Source organism: Pyxidicoccus sp. MSG2, from assembly GCF_026626705.1.
Taxonomy (GTDB): domain Bacteria; phylum Myxococcota; class Myxococcia; order Myxococcales; family Myxococcaceae; genus Myxococcus.
Genome location: NZ_JAPNKC010000001.1, coordinates 9,476,272 through 9,492,153 on the forward strand (window position 1 = coordinate 9,476,272; position 15,882 = coordinate 9,492,153).

10 protein-coding genes are annotated in these 15,882 nt (G+C 70.6%); 2 read left to right on the forward strand and 8 right to left on the reverse strand.

The window, feature by feature from the left end:
* Positions 1–23: 23 nt before the first annotated feature.
* From OV427_RS37090 to OV427_RS37100, 3 genes are all read right to left on the reverse strand, one after another.
* Positions 24–1,343, reverse strand: a complete 1,320-nt coding sequence (locus tag OV427_RS37090) for an amidohydrolase (protein WP_267860955.1) — start codon at positions 1,341–1,343, stop codon at positions 24–26.
* Positions 1,344–1,562: 219 nt separating this feature from the next.
* Positions 1,563–3,302 (reverse strand): FG-GAP-like repeat-containing protein, encoded by a 1,740-nt coding sequence (locus tag OV427_RS37095; protein WP_267860956.1) that lies wholly within the window; start codon positions 3,300–3,302, stop codon positions 1,563–1,565.
* A 52-nt stretch (positions 3,303–3,354) separates the two neighbouring features.
* The gene (locus OV427_RS37100; RefSeq protein WP_267860957.1) at positions 3,355–4,092 is read right to left on the reverse strand and encodes a hypothetical protein; all 738 of its coding nucleotides are present in this window, start codon (positions 4,090–4,092) and stop codon (positions 3,355–3,357) included.
* Between the two features lie 306 nt (positions 4,093–4,398).
* On the opposite strand from OV427_RS37100, the gene OV427_RS37105 reads away from it, so the two are divergent.
* Complete coding sequence (locus OV427_RS37105; RefSeq protein ID WP_267860958.1) at positions 4,399–7,665, forward strand: serine/threonine-protein kinase; 3,267 nt, start codon at positions 4,399–4,401, stop codon at positions 7,663–7,665.
* 17 nt (positions 7,666–7,682) lie between these two features.
* On the opposite strand, the gene OV427_RS37110 is transcribed toward OV427_RS37105, so the two are convergent.
* Entirely contained in the window at positions 7,683–8,867 is a 1,185-nt protein-coding gene (locus OV427_RS37110; protein ID WP_267860959.1) for an ADYC domain-containing protein, read from the reverse strand.
* Between the two features lie 127 nt (positions 8,868–8,994).
* Positions 8,995–10,803, reverse strand: a complete 1,809-nt coding sequence (locus OV427_RS37115) for a sigma 54-interacting transcriptional regulator (RefSeq protein ID WP_267860960.1) — start codon at positions 10,801–10,803, stop codon at positions 8,995–8,997.
* A gap of 112 nt (positions 10,804–10,915) precedes the next feature.
* Between OV427_RS37115 and OV427_RS37120 the strand changes: the two genes are divergently transcribed.
* Positions 10,916–12,304, forward strand: coding sequence for an alpha-amylase family glycosyl hydrolase (locus tag OV427_RS37120; RefSeq protein WP_267863530.1), 1,389 nt, complete (start codon positions 10,916–10,918; stop codon positions 12,302–12,304).
* A 45-nt stretch (positions 12,305–12,349) separates the two neighbouring features.
* Here OV427_RS37120 and OV427_RS37125 read toward each other — a convergent pair whose 3' ends face one another.
* The 3 genes from OV427_RS37125 to OV427_RS37135 all read right to left on the reverse strand — a co-directional run bounded on the left by OV427_RS37125 (position 12,350) and on the right by OV427_RS37135 (position 15,818).
* Positions 12,350–12,871 (reverse strand): YybH family protein, encoded by a 522-nt coding sequence (locus OV427_RS37125; RefSeq protein ID WP_267860961.1) that lies wholly within the window; start codon positions 12,869–12,871, stop codon positions 12,350–12,352.
* Positions 12,872–12,982: 111 nt separating this feature from the next.
* Entirely contained in the window at positions 12,983–14,440 is a 1,458-nt protein-coding gene (locus tag OV427_RS37130) for a serine/threonine protein kinase (RefSeq protein WP_267860962.1), read from the reverse strand.
* A 220-nt stretch (positions 14,441–14,660) separates the two neighbouring features.
* Positions 14,661–15,818 carry a hypothetical protein gene (locus tag OV427_RS37135; RefSeq protein WP_267860963.1) on the reverse strand — a complete coding sequence of 386 codons (1,158 nt, stop codon included), beginning with the start codon at positions 15,816–15,818 and terminating at the stop codon, positions 14,661–14,663.
* Positions 15,819–15,882: the final 64 nt, after the last annotated feature.

Genomic DNA, 15,882 nt, shown 5'->3' on the forward strand with positions numbered 1-15,882 from the left:
GCCCGTGGCGTCCGGCTCCCGCTTCAGGGTTTGCCGAGCAGCTCCAGCGCGGCGGTGGTCAGCGTGGTGACACCGGTGCGCAGCGAGCGCTCGCGGTCCGGCGCATAGAGGGGCGAGTGCGCGGAGGGCAGCGCTTCTCCCGCGGCCTGGGCCTGGGCGAGGCGCTTGGGCTCGGTGATGCCGAGCCAGAGCATGACGGCGGGAATGCCCGTGCGGCCGTACTCGGCGAAGTCCTCGCCGCCCATGACGGGCTGCGTTTCACTCAGGTTCTGCGGGCCGAGTACGCGGCCCACCGCGCCCACCAGCCGCTTCGTCAACTCCGGGTCGTTGAAGTTCGCGGGCGTGCCCTCGGTGACGGCGATGTCGGGCGTGCGGGGCGCGTTGGCGGCCAGGGCCTCCGCCTTCGTCACGCGCTCGATGCCGGCCAGCAGGACCTTTCGCACCTCGGGCTTGTACGTGCGCAGCGTGAGCTGGAGCTTCACGTCGTCCGGGATGATGTTGTGCTTGGTGCCGCCGTGGATGGAGCCCACCGTCAGCACCGCGGGCTCCAGCGGGTGTTTCTCGCGGCTGATGAGCGTCTGCAGCGAGAGGATGGTGCGCGCCGCCATCACCACCGGGTCCACCGTGGTGTGCGGATACGCGCCGTGCCCGCCCTTGCCGTAGAGCGTGATGTCGATGGAGTCCACGCTCGCCATCGAATAGCCGGGGGTGAACTGCACCGTCCCCGACGCCGCGGTGCCCACGGTGTGCATGGCGACGGCGAAGTCCGGCTTGGGGAAGCGCTTGAAGAGGCCGTCCGCCAGCATGGCCCGGGCGCCCGCGCCAAGCTCCTCGGCTGGCTGCCCCACCAGCATCACCGTGCCGCGCCACTTGTCCTTCGACTTCGCGAGCAGCGTGGCCGTCCCCAGCCACGACGTCATGTGCACGTCATGTCCGCACGCGTGCATCACCGACACCGTGCTTCCCGACGCGTCCTTCACCTTCACCTGGCTGGCGTAGGGCAGCCCCGTCTTCTCCTCCACCGGCAGCGCATCCAGGTCCGTGCGCAGCATCACGGTGGGGCCCTTGCCGTTGCGGAGCAGCGCGACGATGCCGTGGCCGCCCACCTTCGGCGTCACCTCGTAGCCCAGCTTGCGCAGGCGCTCCGCGAGCTTCGCCGCCGTCTTCTCTTCCTGTTGCGACAGCTCGGGCGACTGGTGCAGGTCGCGGTAGAGCGCATCCAGGTCGGGATAGATGGCGTCGATGCCGCCGAGGACGGGGGAGGGCGGCTCCGCCGCGAGGGCACCACCGCCGGGCACGGCGGCGCAGGCGAAGAGGGCGGCAAGCAGGGGGAGCGATTTCACCGGGCGGTCTCCTGTCCGAGGGGCTGTAGGGCAGGCAATAGAGCACACCTTGCCGCGGAGCGTTGAGGCGGGCCAACCGGGGCCAACGCTCTACGAGTGGCGCAAGGGACGGCCCCCTGCACAGGAGCGCGCCCCCTCCCCGGAGGAGCGGGGAGGGGGCGCGCACGGGGGGCAGGGCCGAAGCCGGACTGAGGGCGCCGGCCTGCCTGCAGAGCCGGGTCAGAGTGAGAGGAATCGCTGCCACGGCTGCGAGGCGTTGCGGGTCGCGTCGAGAAGCCGCGGGCGAACGCTGCGGGACCAGCCGTAGCGCTCGGTGAAGCCGTTCGGAGCCGGGTCGAAGGTGATGAAGGGAACCGCGCCTGCCGCCGATGACCGAACCGAGCCGCCCCAGCTGGAGCCCGTCGTACCTTTCACACAGTACAAGTCGCTTCGCCCGTCCGCGTCGGCGTCCATGATGGAGAGTTTGTCGCCGGCTTTGCACGCATCAGAGGGAATGCCCGGGCTCTCGCCGACATAGATGTGAGAGTCGATATTGGTGAACGGGAACCCACTCGCGGCCGCGAAATCAACCTGGAGATCTCCGTTGCTTCGAGTCACACAGAGGAGGTCGGTGCGACGGTCACCATTGAAGTCGCCGAGGTAGAGCTTCGCGCCGGCATGTGTGCAGTACACCGTGTACAGATACTCGTCCGAGTACGTGACGAAGTCGAACGTTCCATCCGCCGCTGCGTAGTCGATCCAGATCCGGTCCGGATCCTTGCAGAGCAGGTCGGTGCGCCCATCCCCGTTGAAGTCACCGGTGTAGAGCTGGGCGTTCGCGTGCGTGCAGTAGACGACGTCGTTTCGGATCCAACCGCCGGAGTACGTCCCGTCCGTCTGGCCGAACAGCACCTGGAAGCCCTGCACCGAAGGACGCCGGCACGCGATGTCGGAGCGGTCGTCGTTGTTGAAGTCTCCGACGTAGACCTCGCTGTCCGAGGAAGCGCAGTGCGTACTCGCGACGGTGCCGCTCGCGACGACTCGCCGATTCGTGTTTCGCGCGAAGCGCACCACCCCGGCAGCAGGGTCGGCGCAGATGGCATCGAGATCGCCGTCGCCGTCGGGGTCCGCCCAGTACAACTGGGCCGCGCTCGGGCACCACGTGCTCGAGAACGAGATGTCGCTCGTCGTCGTGCCCCACGTCGCCATGATGTTCTGGATTTGCGTGCGGACCTGCACGACGTTGCCGAAGATGTCACCCACTCCGCTGTTGACACCCCATATCGCTCCGCCCGAGCTCGCGGTGCCGAGCCGCGCAGGTCCGCCCGAATCGCCCCTGCAGAGCGCCTGCGTGCTGCCGAACGCACCCTGGAAGAAGCGCATCGTCCCGCTACCGGCACCGGTGTCCCAGTTGGTGCAGCCCTTGCCCCAGATCGTCACGGTCGCGCCCGTCGCCGGCATCGCGGTCGCGAGCGTCGGGAACGTGCTGATGAAGGTCGACGGGACCGAGGTCGCCAGTCGCGCCAGCACGACGTCCGGAGCTCCGAGGAGCGTATCCGAGCTGAAGTCGAAGATGCGGTCGACGACGAAGACGGCGCCGCCCATCGTGCCCCAGTTGACGCCGTCGGTCGAAGTCCTGACGACGAACCCGGTGTCACGGTTCAACGGGTCGTTGATGGCTTCTTGATGATTCCAACAGTGCGCAGCGGCGAGAACCCAGTTGGGTCCGATGAGCGTGCCAGTGCATCCGCCCAGAAAATCCACCAGCTCAGGCCGGTGGCCCGCCGTCCCTCCAATCAGCGGTTCGCTCGCGCTCCCGACGGATTCGTCGCCGTCGAACGCGTCGTCAGCGAGCTCGGCCTCCTGGCCCGCGCCGAGCATACAGCCCGAGGTCAATGCGGCTGCGAGCGCGAGGCCATGCGTCCACGACAGTCGTGGGCGTGAGGATGCTTGTCCTTCGTAACTTCCGTGCTTGAACATGATGTCTCCAGAGAAGGCGCACTTCGTGCGCCGGGAACGACGCGCGAGTGGATCAGTTGCAGGTCTTGCCGCAGACGCTGGAGACCGCGTTCTTGCAGGTGTTGTCCCAGGCGTTGTTGCAGCAGTACGGGTCGGCCGCGCAGATGCGCGACACGCAGCTCGGTGAGAGCGTCGGGGCGTCGCAGTTGGAGGTCAGCGGGCCGCCGGTCGTGCACAGCGTATGCGAGCAGCTGTTTCTCACACACGCCATGCTGTTGCCCACCGAGAAGACCTTGTTCACGCAGAGGGAGTCCCACGAGTTGTTGCAGCAGAACGGGTCGGCGGCGCAGACCGCCGACACGGCGCTGCCGCAGAGCGGATGCAGCTTCGTGCCCGTGGCGCACTTGTCGTGCGCGCCGCAGATCTCACTGAGGGGCGACGCGTCGACCTGGACGTGGCACGTGCCATTGGCGTAGCCGCCGGAGCGATTGATGCGCACGCGGACACGGCAATCCCTGGCGTCGGGCGAGGCCCAGTCGATGGCAGAGCAGCTGCCATTCCCGACGTTCCACACGTTGAAGAAGTTGCGCACGTAGTCCCCCCCACAGGCCGTGCCCATGAGGATTTCGTACTCCCCGGGGAACAGGTCGCCACCATGGTTGTGGGTGCCGTAGAAGACCGTGAGGGCCTGCTCCGTCGTGGTCACCTCTTCTGGAACGTCGGTCCCCCGGCCAGACTCCTCCAGGTCCGGAGTCGTGGCGTCGTCGACGCCGCCGCACCCCATGGCGAGCGCAAGGGTCAGGGCGAGCATGCTTCCAAGGCCGGAACGACAACTGCGTGTCCTCATGTGTTCTCCTCGTGGGTGGACGGCCCCGCTCAGGGGGGGCCGTCGAGTCGATCCGCGGTGGATCTCCCTCGGGAAGAGCAACCCTCGTGCCGTGGTTGGAGGGCGCGAGCCGCGGTCCATGGGCCGCTCCGCAGCCGGTGCTCGTGCCAGCCTTGCATTGCTTTGCAACACTTGCCGTCCCGCTCCGGCGGGCCTGTGCAACAGTTGCACAGGCCCGTCGGCACGAGCGGGGCATGTCGTCGCCGGTCCGGCGTGGGGTAACGTGGGGCCATGCCGGCTTCTGGCAAGGGTGAACGGCCTCGGGGCCCGACCGCGGCGGATGGCTCGCGCCGCGAGATCCTGCCGACCGTCTCCGTTGCCGCGGAGAAGGGCTCCCAGGAGGCGGAGACTCCGGCAACCCCACCCGCCCCGGACGCGGACGAGGCGCTCCCCCTCTCCAACTGGGAGCGGTATGAGCTCCTCGGGCGGCTCGGCCGCGGAGGCATGGGAGACGTCTACAAGGCCCGTGACAGGCGCCTGGGCCGGCTCGTCGCGCTCAAGTTCATCCGTGGGGATGACCCTCGCAGGGCCAGGCGCTTGCTCCAGGAAGCCCGCGCGCTGGCGCGCATCGACCACCCCAACGTGTGCAGGGTCCTGGAGACCGGCGAGGTGGGCGAGAAGGCCTATATCGCCATGCAGCTCGTCGACGGGCAGCGGCTTGACCATGCCTCCGCCGGGATGTCCCCGCACGAAAAGGTGCAGGTGATGCGGGAGGTGGCCGCGGCGGTCCACGAGGCACACCGGCTGGGCCTCATCCACCGGGACCTGAAGCCCGCCAACATCATGGTCACCCGGGAGGACGACGGGCGCTGCGTCCCCATGGTGATGGACTTCGGCCTGGCGCACGAGCTCAGCCAGGAGCACGGCCTCACCGAAAGTGGCGCGTTGCTCGGCACGCCCGCGTACATGGCGCCGGAGCAGGCCCGGGGCGACGTGCCGGCCATCGACCGCCGCTCGGATGTCTACAGCCTGGGCGCCACGCTCTACGAGCTGCTCGGGGGCATGCCGCCCTTCGTCGGCGCCACGGTGGCCGGCACGCTGGCGAAGGTGCTCCACGAGGAGCCGCCGCCCCTGCGCGCGCGCGTGCCCTCGCTCGCGGTGGAGCTGGAGACCATCACCCTCAAGTGCCTGAGCAAGGACCCGGGCCAGCGCTACCCGTCCGCCCGGGCGCTCGCGGAGGACCTGGGGCGGTACATCGACGGCGAGCCCATCCTGGGGCAGCGGCCGGGCCTGCTCTACCGGTTGCGGCAGCGCGCCCGGAAGCACCGCTCGCTCGTGGCCGTCTCGGCGGTGTCGCTGGCGAGCATCCTGGTGCTGGCCATCGTCGGCGTGCGCTCGGGGCTCAGGGCCCGGCACGCCGAGCAGCAGTCCGCCAGCCGCGCGCTGCTGGCTGGCCAGCTGGGGCAGCAGATGAAGGAGATCGAATGGTTCCTGCGCGCGGCCTACATGATGCCGCTGCATGACTCCCAGCGCGAGCAGCAGCTCGTCCGCGAGCGCATGGCGCAGATCTCCGCGCTCCCGCACGAGCTGGGCGCCCAGGGCGAGGGCGCGGTGCACTACGCGCTGGGACGCGGCCACCTGGCGATGCACGAGCTGGAGCAGGCCCTCCAGGAGCTGACGCGGGCGCAGGAGCAGGGCATGGACTCGCGCGAGCTGCACTACGCGCGAGGCCGTGTGCTCGGCGAGCTGTACCACCAGGCCCTGGAGGATGCGCGGCGCAAGGGGGGCGGGGAGTGGGTGGCCGAGCGGCAGCGGGTGCTCGAGCGGCGGTTCCTCGTGCCGGCGCTGGAGTCGCTCGAGCGCAGCCGGGGGCTCCAGCTGGAGTCGCCTCGCTACCTCGAGGGGCTCATCGCCCTCTACCGCCGGCAATATGACGCGGCAGCGCGGGCGGCGGCCCTGGCCTCGGAGGAGGCGCCGTGGATGTACGAGGCCCGGAAGCTCGCCGGGGATGTGGCCCATGCCCAGGCGATGGAGCAGCTGGAGCGGGGCGAGTACGACGCGGCGCGCGCCACCTTCCAGCGCGCCCTGGGCCTGTACGAGCAGGCGCTCGCCCAGGGGCGGAGCGACGTGCGCAACTACGAAGCGCTCGCGGAGGTGTGGCTGCAACTGGCGGAGCTGGACAAGCGGCAGGGGCGCTCGCGGAAGGAGGCGCTGGAGAAGGCCCTGGCGCTGGGGGACCAGGTCCTCCAGGCGGCTCCCCGGCGCGCGCGGGGGTACACCAAGAAGGCCTGGCTGCTGATGCACTGGTACCGGCTGATGAACTTCCAGGAAGGCGGCCAGGACCCGAAGCCCATCCTCGCCGACTGGATTGCGACCGCCGCCCAGGCCGCGAAGCTGGACCCCGGCGATGTCCAGGCCTACGACACCCTGGGCTATGGCCACTTCATGCGCGGGCTCCAGGACGCGCGCGAGGGCAGAGAGCCGAATCCCGCCTGGGACGAGGCCATCACCTGGCTGACGCGCGCGCTCGAGCTCGAGCCCGACTATCCGTGGGGGCTCAATGACCTCGCGCTCGTCTTCCGCTGGAGGGGCAACCATCAGCGGGAGCACGGCCAGGACCCGCGTGAGGCCTACGCGCAGGCCGCGCGCCATCTCGAGCAGGCGGTGCGCAGCGACCCGAAGTACCTCTTCGCGCACTCGAACCTCGCGGACCTGTCCACCGCGGCCGCCGCGTACCTCCTCTCACGCGGGCTCGACCCGGGGGCGGAGCTCCAGAAGGCGCGCGAGGCCGGCGCGCGGGCGCTCGCCCTGGACGGCAACTTCTACTCGGCGCTGAACCATGTCGCGCTCGCGGAGCTCCTCCACGCGCGGCATCTCCTCGCCGTGGGCGCCGACCCGCGCGAGGTGCTGGAGCGGGCGTCCCATCACCTCGCTCGCTCGAAGAGCATCAACCCGGCCTTTGGACGGACGTACCTCTACCTCGCCATGGGGCACGAGCTGGAGGCGGTCCATGCGCTGATGGAGCGCGGAGAGCCCGGCTCCGAGCTCGCGGCGGGGCGGCAGGCCTTGCAGGAGGCCTACCGGTATGACTCGCGCTGCGCCGACTGCCACATCGCCGGCGCCCGGCTGGGACTGGTCGAGGCCACCTGGGCGGCGCGGCGGGGAAGGAGTCCCGTGCCGGTCCTCCAGCAGGCGCTCACCGAGGCCCGCCGGGCCGTGGCGCTGTACCCCTACTTCGAGGCGCACCAGGAGCTGGCGCGGGTCTGCTGGCGGCTGTCCGAAGCGCAGCCGGCGGCCCAGGCGCTCCCGGCCATCACCGAGGGGCTGGCGCAGGTGGACCTCGCGCTCCGGCTCGCTCCGGACCTGGCGGAGGCCCACGCCGTTCGCGGGGGGCTGCTGCTGGGCCGCGCACGGACGCTGCCTGGAGCGGCGGAGCGCCTCGAGCTCATCCGCCAGGCCCGCGCGGCGCTCGCGCGGGCCTTCGAGCTCAACCCGCTCCTCCGGCGGGAGTACGAGGCGCTGGTGCGCGACACGCAGGCGCTGGCCTCCGGGCCCTGAGGCCCGCGGCGGGCGCGCTAGGGCGTTGCCGGGCCCGTGGCGAGCTTTCCCCGCCGGCTCCACTCCAGGGGCGTGCAGGGCCTCAGGCCGTGGGTATTGGCGGCGGCGCCGAGCTCCGGCCTGCGGAGGTTCTCCGGGTTGAGGCACACCGCGCCCTGGGGGCTCCAGATGGCCTCGGGACGCGCGAGCCGATCCCGGTTGATTCCGAGCTGGTCCCGCTTGTCGATGAGGGTGCCGCTCCGGGTGTAGCTCCGGAGATCGCCCTGCCCGACGAAGTAGGCGGCGCGCTTGGCCTGGATGCAGGAGCGGAAGAGGTAGTCGCGCGTCGGGTCGTCCCGGCCCGTGGAGGGATTCCAGGGGAGATAGCCCCATGCCAGGCAGGTGGCGACGGCGCCCGACTCGCAGCTCAGGGTCGTCAGACTCAGGCTGTCATGGTTGAGGACGACCGACGCCCGCAGGCCGTCGACCTGCCTTCCTCCCAGGAAGGTGACCGGCTCACCATCACAGTGGGGCTGCCACGCGGTGGTGGTGGCATAGGAGAGCTTGTAGCGGGAGGGGCCCTTCGCGGCGGTGCCTTCGCGCGGGACGGCCTCCACTCGCAGGTCGTAGGGCTGCGGAATGTCTCCGATGTCGGGGTCATCAACGGAGAACGTGAGCTCCAGGCCGGACAGGTCGGCGCCCCTCGCGGCGACCACCTGCCTGTCGCGCGTGCGGTAGCGGATGACGAGCTCGGTGCCCTCGCTGCTGACGCTGAGCAGCTCCAGCGCATCGGCACTGCTGCCCGGGGTCCCGGAGCGCCGGCGGATGCCGACCCGGGTGTCGACGAGCCGGGTGGGGTTGCTCAGGTATCGGACCTTGAGCACGACCCCTGCGGGGCTATTGGCAAAGGCCTCGGGACAGTAGGCCAGGCTCCCCATGTAGCGGAGGCAGTAGCCCCAGCCCCCCGCGATGAAGATGCCCTGGCCGTTGGCGTCCGGGTCGCATTGGCCGGTAGGGCAGTGGTCGGGGAGTGCGAGCGCGCTCCGGTCCACCTCACAGTCATCGCCACGGCAGGTTCCCACTGGCAGGGGCTCGGAGGAGTCCTTCGGTGGCGGCTGCGAAGGGCCGGGGTCCTGCCTGCGCGCTTCGGACGAGAAGCACCCGCTGCTCCCAGCGGCCATCAGCACCGTCATCACCCAGCCGAGCCATTTCCTCTTCTCCATTGCCGAACCTTCCTGAACGATGGCGAGGACTCGAGCAGCCCCGCCGTGTCGCGGGTGCCGCCGCCTTCACCGGTGGTGGCTCATCAGCCAGAACCATGCCAGCGGTGGAGCAGGTGCCGGCCACCCGTCACGGAGCCGTGCCTCCACCGCGGGAGGAAATCCTGTACCGCTTGAGCTTGAAGGCGAAGGTCCTCAGCGGCATGCCGATGAGCTGTGCGGCGCGCGTCTGTACTCCGCCCGTGGTCTCCAGCGCCTCCAGGATGCGCTGGCGCTCGAGCTCGTGGACCTCCTCGGCCAGGGGACGGAAGGTGCGGCGGGGGGGCCCTGGGGGCGTGTCCGCGGCAGCGTCCTGTCGTGGCTGGGGAGGCTCGGGCGCCGGGGACGCGGCCGGGGCACGGTAGAGGGGCTCGGGAAGGTGCGAGGGCTCGACGATGGGGCCAGGGCAGGTGGCGGCCACGTTCTCCATGGCGTTCTTCAGCTCGCGCACGTTGCCGGGCCAGCCGAAGGCGCCGAGCGCTCCCATGGCGGCGGCGGAGAGGTGCGGTGGAGGGCGGCCCGCGCGCTGGCAGGCCTGCGCCAGGAAGGCGTTGGCCAGCAGCGGCAGCTCGCGGGGCCGGTCCCGGAGAGGAGGCAGCATCACCCGCGCCGCCGAGAGGCGGTAGTACAGGTCCTGGCGGAAGCGGCCGGCCTGCACCTCCTCGGTCAGCACCCGGTGGGTGGCCGCCACCACGCGGACGTCGACCTCACGCTCTCGCGAGCCTCCCAGGCGGGTGATGCGCTGCTGCTCCAGTGCCCGTAGCAGCTTGGCCTGGATCTCCAGGGACAGCTCCGCCACCTCGTCCAGGAAGAGGGTGCCGCCGCTGGCCTGCTCGAACACGCCCTCACGGGCCCGGTCCGCGCCGGTGAAGGCGCCCCGCTCATGGCCGAACAGCTCGCTCTCCGCGAGCTCCCTGGACAGCGTGGCGCAGTTGCGCACCACGAAGGGGCCACCCGCCCGGGGAGACCAGTGATGGACGGCCCAGGCCGCGTTCTCCTTTCCGGCCCCCGTCTCCCCGTGGATGAGGATGTTGATGTGACTGGCCGCGAGACGGCGGAGCTGGTTGAAGAGCTCCACCATGACGGAGTCCGCCACCAGCACGGAGTGGGTGCCCAGCCGGAGCCAGTGGAGGCCCGGTCCGCTGACGCACAGGTGGCCCGGCTGCGCCTTCAGTGCCGCGGCCTGGGCGGCGGCCAGGAGCGCCTCGGGGTTCAAGCCGTCCTGGGGAGCGGTGACCAGCCCCGCGCGGACCTGGGACACCCGCGGCGAGAGCACCTCGAGGAGTCCCCGGGCCACCTCCTCGGCCTCCTCTCCCTCGAGCTCGGGGAGGACGACCATCAGCGAGGTCCCCACCTGGGCGACGAGGTCCATGGGCCGCAGCGCATCGCTGGCCGCGCGCACCAGCTCCGCGGGCGGAACGCTGGAGACTCCGAGCTCCAGCGCGCAGACGCTCACCGTGCGCTCGTAGCTGCGTACGCGGTCCAGCTCCTCGGCCAGCCGGACGCGCAGGGCCGCGGCATCCAGCGCGGGCCGGGCGTGCTGCTCCTCCTTTCTGTAGGGAAAGACGAGGATGACGTTGCCAAGCGCCACCACGGCGCCACTCTGGAGGAGCTGCGGACCCCTCACGCTCCGGCCGTTGACCTGGATGCCATTGTGGCTGTCGAGGTCGGCGATCCAGGTCTCCCCCTCCTTCACCGTGATGCGTGCATGCTCGCGGCTGACGGAGAGGTCCTCGACGCGGATGTCCGCGCTCGAAGAGCGGCCGATGAGGAGCGTGCCGCTGCGTGGCAGCAGGCGGAACTCCGAGGAGTCACCCTCCAGGACGAGCAGGGACCCGTGCTCGTCCGGAGCTGCCCTTGACCGGGCATCCTGGGTCTCGATGGAGTCGGAGGACGCCATGGGCGGGCACATTGCCCGCGGACCGCTCAGCTGGCAAGGCGTAGGGCAGGCAGCAGGGCACACCTTGCCCCGGAGCGTTGAGGCTGGCCACCCGGGTGCGCACCCATGGGTGATGCCTCCCGAAAACCTGCTCCCCGAGCCCGCCTGGGTACACGACGCCGACTTCATGCACGTGTACCCGCTGGGGGCCTGCGGAGCTCCCGCCACGAATGACTTCCAGAGCGTGCCCGCCGCGAGGCTGGACCGGCTGCTGCCGTGGCTGGACGCGTGGGCCGCGCTGGGTGTCAACGCCGTCTACCTGGGCCCCGTCTTCGAGTCGTCCACGCACGGCTACGACACGGCGGACTACTTCAGCGTGGACCGGCGTCTGGGCGATGACGCGGCGCTCGCCCGCCTGGTGGACGGGCTGCACACGCGAGGGATGAAGGTGGTGGTGGATGCCGTCTTCCACCACGTGGGGCGGGCCTTCTGGGCGTTCCGGGACGTGCGCGAGAAGGGCGAGGCGTCGCAATACCGGAACTGGTTCGCGGGCCTGCGCTTCGGCGCGCGCAACCGCTTTGGCGATCCGTTCGTGTACCAGGGATGGAATGGCGTGGAGGAGCTGGTGAAGCTGGACCTGCGCCAGGACGCGGTCCGCCGGCACCTCTTCGACGCCGTGTCCCATTGGGTGGCGCGCTTCGGCATCGACGGCCTGCGGCTGGACGCAGCGGACTCCATCGACCTGGACTTCTTCGACGGGCTGCATGCCTTCTGCGCCGGGCTGGAGCGGAAGCTCTGGCTGATGGGCGAGGTCATCCACGGCGACTACCGCAATTGGGTCCGGCCCGGGCGGCTGCACTCCACGACGGACTACGCGCTGTGGAAGGCGCTCTGGTCCAGCCACAACGACAGGAACTACTTCGAGCTGGCCCACACGCTGAAGCGCCAGTACGCCGCGGGCGAGGGGATGTACGAGGCGCTCACGCTCTACACCTTCGCGGACAACCACGACGTGAATCGGGCCGCGATCCTCCTCAAGGAGCCCCGCCATCTTCCGCTGCTCTACCTGCTGCTCTTCACGCTGCCGGGAATCCCGTCCCTCTATTACGGCAGTGAGTGGGGCCAGCAGGGACGCAAGGAGGGCGGTGATGACAGGCCGCTGCGTCCGCCACTTCCCGAGCCGCCAGGACCTCCGGACCAGCCGCCCGGGTTGCGCGCGGCGATTGCTCGCTACGCCGAACTCCGGCACCAGCACGAGGTGCTCAGGCGCGGGAGCTATCGGGAACTTCTCGTGCGCTCCGAGCAGCTCGCCTACGCACGGGAGCTGGGGACCGAGAGCGTGGTCGTGGCGGTGAATGCATCGGACAAGCCCTCGGACCTCGTGGAGCTGGCGATGCCGGGGGTCGTGGAAGGGGAGTGGTTCGACCTGCTGGAGCCGACGCGGCGGTTCTCGCTGCGAGGAGGACGGTTGTCGTTGGGAGTCCTGCCGCCCACGACGGGCCGGGTGCTACGCCGGGCTTGAAGTCGCGGCCGCGTCACCGCCCGGGGCGGCAGGGGATACCGCGGGTCAACGAAGGGTCGTCTGCGGTGGCGCCTGGGGAGAAGGCGGCTCTACCGGGGCGATGCTGACGGACTGCACGCGGAGCACATCGCCAGTCCGGGTGATGACGAACGTGGCGCGGGACTTCCGCACGTTCTCATCCCGGTGCTGGATGAGGACGAACACCCCGGGGGCAACAGCGCGAACGGCCTCGAGGTCCGTCCGCATGGCGAACATCTCCGGGCGCCCCTTTTCCACGAGCCACTGGAGCTGCTGCTGGAGGGCGGCCCTGCCCCGGAACCAGGTGCCCGCGCGGTTCACGAAGTCGGCGTCCTCGGAGAAGTGCGCGAGGTACGCGGGCAGGTCTCGCTGATGCCAGCGCTGGTCCAGCTCGGTCATGAGGGCCCGGAGGGCCTGTTCATCCTGCGGAGACAGTGTGAGCGACGGCTGGGACATGGCGGGAGTCCTGGGCACCGCGCATGCCTGGGCGGAGACGACTCCCAGGAGCAGCGGCCCGAGAAGGAGGAAGGGCTTCGCGTTCAGGTTCATGCACAGCCTACGCGGCCCTTCCGGGGCGCATTGCTGCCGCGGGTGTGAAGAAAGGTGAAGGCCTGACCGCCGCACCGGCCGGGAGCACTCGTCGCGCTCTGGAGCAACTGGCTATGGACTGTCGTCTCGCTTGGCGGGGTCCGAGGTGGAAGGGCGTTGCCGAATCATGACGGGGATGTAGCACGCGCCTCGGTACTCAACGCCGCCCCAATAATCATCACAGTCCTTCACGTCCGCAGGCAGCTTCGTCCAACAACCGCCGTTGATGGCGAGCTGCACCTTGCTGGGACAGCGGCCATTGCCGTCCGGGCGCCGTTGCCCTGAGAAGGGCTTCGGTGGCACGTCGACCGTGATGGATGACCACGCGGAGGGGGCTCGCTCGAGCGCCACCGGCGCCGTCAGTGCCGAGTCCCCCACTGCCACGGTGCCGGCATCCCTTGCCTCGTCCTGCTCCGCAAGCTGGGGCGTCGCGGGCTCCTCGGAGCCACTCACGCTCATCAGTCCCCCAGCGCTCAGCGCCAGTGCGCCTCCGAGGCAGGTGGCCGCGAACCAGGGCCGCGTCCGCACGCGAGGATGCGGACGCACCACCGTGACGCGCTGAGGAATGGGAAAGAGGCCCGCGGGCCTCGGTTCTTCTCCCGTGAAGAGCGGCACGTCCGCTTCGCGCCCCGCACTGCGCGCAGCCCGTTCGAGTGCTTCCGCCACCTCCCGCGCGCTCCCTCGCGCCTCGGGGCGCTCCGAGAGCATCCAAGACACCAGCGCGCTCAGTTCCGCACTGCAGCGGGGGTTGATGACTCGCGCCGCCCAGGCCGCCAGCTCCTCGGGGCGCCAGAGCCACACATCCTCTTCCCACGGATGCGCCGAAGGTGGGTACTTCCCAGTCACCAGTCGATAGGCAGTGACACCCAGCGCGAAGACGTCATCCGAGGGCCCCGGGGGATACGCGACCGCGGGAGGCTTGCGACGAGTCTTGCGGGAGCCGAGGACGAAGCGCCACGCCTCGGGCGCGCGGTAGAACGAGGTGCCAGGCGCAAAGGGCTGCCACGTCAGCGTAGCGGCCCCCAGGTGGTGTCCGGAGCCGAAGTCCAGGAGGACGGCCAGGTCGTCTGCCCGCCGGACGCGGATGTTGTCACCCTTCACATCCCGGTGGAGACCTCCGGCCGAATGAGTGGCGTCCAGGGCTCGCGCCAGCCGGGCAAGCAGCTCGAGCACCTGCCTCGAAGACGGGCGCTGGGCCTGAGCCCACTCATAGAGCGGCAGGCCCTCCACCCACTCCATGACGAGCCAGGGATGGGACACGCCGTTTCGGGGCTGCCAGTGGCCATGGTCTATCAGGCTGGGGACGGCGGGGTGGTGGATGCGGGAGAGCAGCTCGGCCTCACGCGCGAAGCGCGCATCCCCGGGGTACAGGGCCAGCTTGAGGGCCACGGCATCCGCGGCCTGCGACTCGGCGGGCACGGCGCGGTAGACGACGCCGTAGGCGCCGTGGCCGCGCTGGTCCACCAGACGCCACGGGCCGATTTGCGTCCCCGGGGGCAGGCTCAACGGATTGAGGTCGACAGACTCCATGAGGTCCCTCGTGAGGCGGTCCGCACCGCACATGCGGAGACTACCGGTGAGGTAGTCGAACTCCAACGTCATCCGGCAGGTGGACGCCGGCTTTCCGCACAGGACGGACGTGGGAATCCCGGAGGGCCACGGGGCAAAGCGCGGGCTTCACCGCCGCCGCGGGGTGCGCAGCAGCCGAGGAGGGAGCTCCAGGCCTCCGGATGGCCGCTGAGCCCAGGTGCTACTGCGCGGCCCAGCGCACCTCGGCGGCCGTGTGCGGCCCCACCGCGAGCTCATCCAGGCTGTTGGGCAGCCGGCCCGCTGCGGCCTCCAGCGGCACTTCGCCCACCATCACCTCCGCCTGCTGTTGCGGCAACACAGGCGCGAGCTCGGGGGCCACCAGTCCCTGGGGCAGCATCGCGTGGCCCTGGGCATCGTACTTGTCCGTGGCCCCCAGGCAGTGCAGCAGCTCGTGCGCGAGCGCGGTCAGGGCCAGCGTCGCGTCCTCCCCCTGCACCCGCGCCCGAACGAGACCCAGCTCGCCACCGGTGGCACCTACGCCTTCCGCGAAGGTGCCGGACGTGCCCGACTCCACGACAACATACAGCCGCGCGTCGTAGGCACGCGGCTCCAGGTCCACCGTGGCGTCCAGTGGCGCGAGTGCCCCCTGCAGCGTGCGCGCGTAGCTCAGCCGGGCAAGCCAGCCGGAGGAGGAGTCCTCGGGCCAGGGCAGCGGCGCCTCAGGGCGGACGGGGCCGAACACCTGGAATTGCACCGGCTGCTTCAGGCCCTCGGGCCGGTAGCGCAGGTGCTCGCGCGCGAACCAGGCCTCCAGGCGGGGCATGCCGTCACGCAGCACCTGGGCCGCCGGGTCATCCTCCCCGAGAAGCACCACCGCCACTCGCAGTGGCCGCGTCCATGTGGTGCGCGCATCGCGCTGTCGCTGCACGGAGAAGCCCCAGATGAGCGCCACGCACAAGCCCGTCAGCAGCACCGCCACCCGGAGGCGCTGGAAGCGGCGCGAGCGCGCCAGGCGTCCCTCACAGGTGCCGCAGCGGCGAGCCCCACGCGCAAGCACACACACCGCACAGATGCGCGCCCCGCATATCTCGCAGGGGCCTTCGTCCTCGAGCGACGGATGCTCGGCGCACCGGCTCCCGGATGCCGGAGCCTCCAGCACGCTCCCGTCCGCTCCCGCCGCGCGCAGCGTCTCCAGAAGGCGCTGCGCCGCGTCCAGAGGCAGGCCCCGCGGGAGCACGCGAGGCGCGGCGGACAGCAGCAGGGCCGCGTCCGCGCGAGGGATGCCGAGCGCACGGGCCAGAGCGAGTGCCGCGGTCCCCGAACGAGGCCCGGCTTCCGGAGCGCGAAGCAGCTGCACGCGGTGCGTGGAGGAGGACATGCGCCACCCATTCTGCCCCGGCGTCCAGGGCGCCGCACGCTGCCTGTCGGAGCAACCTGCTCCT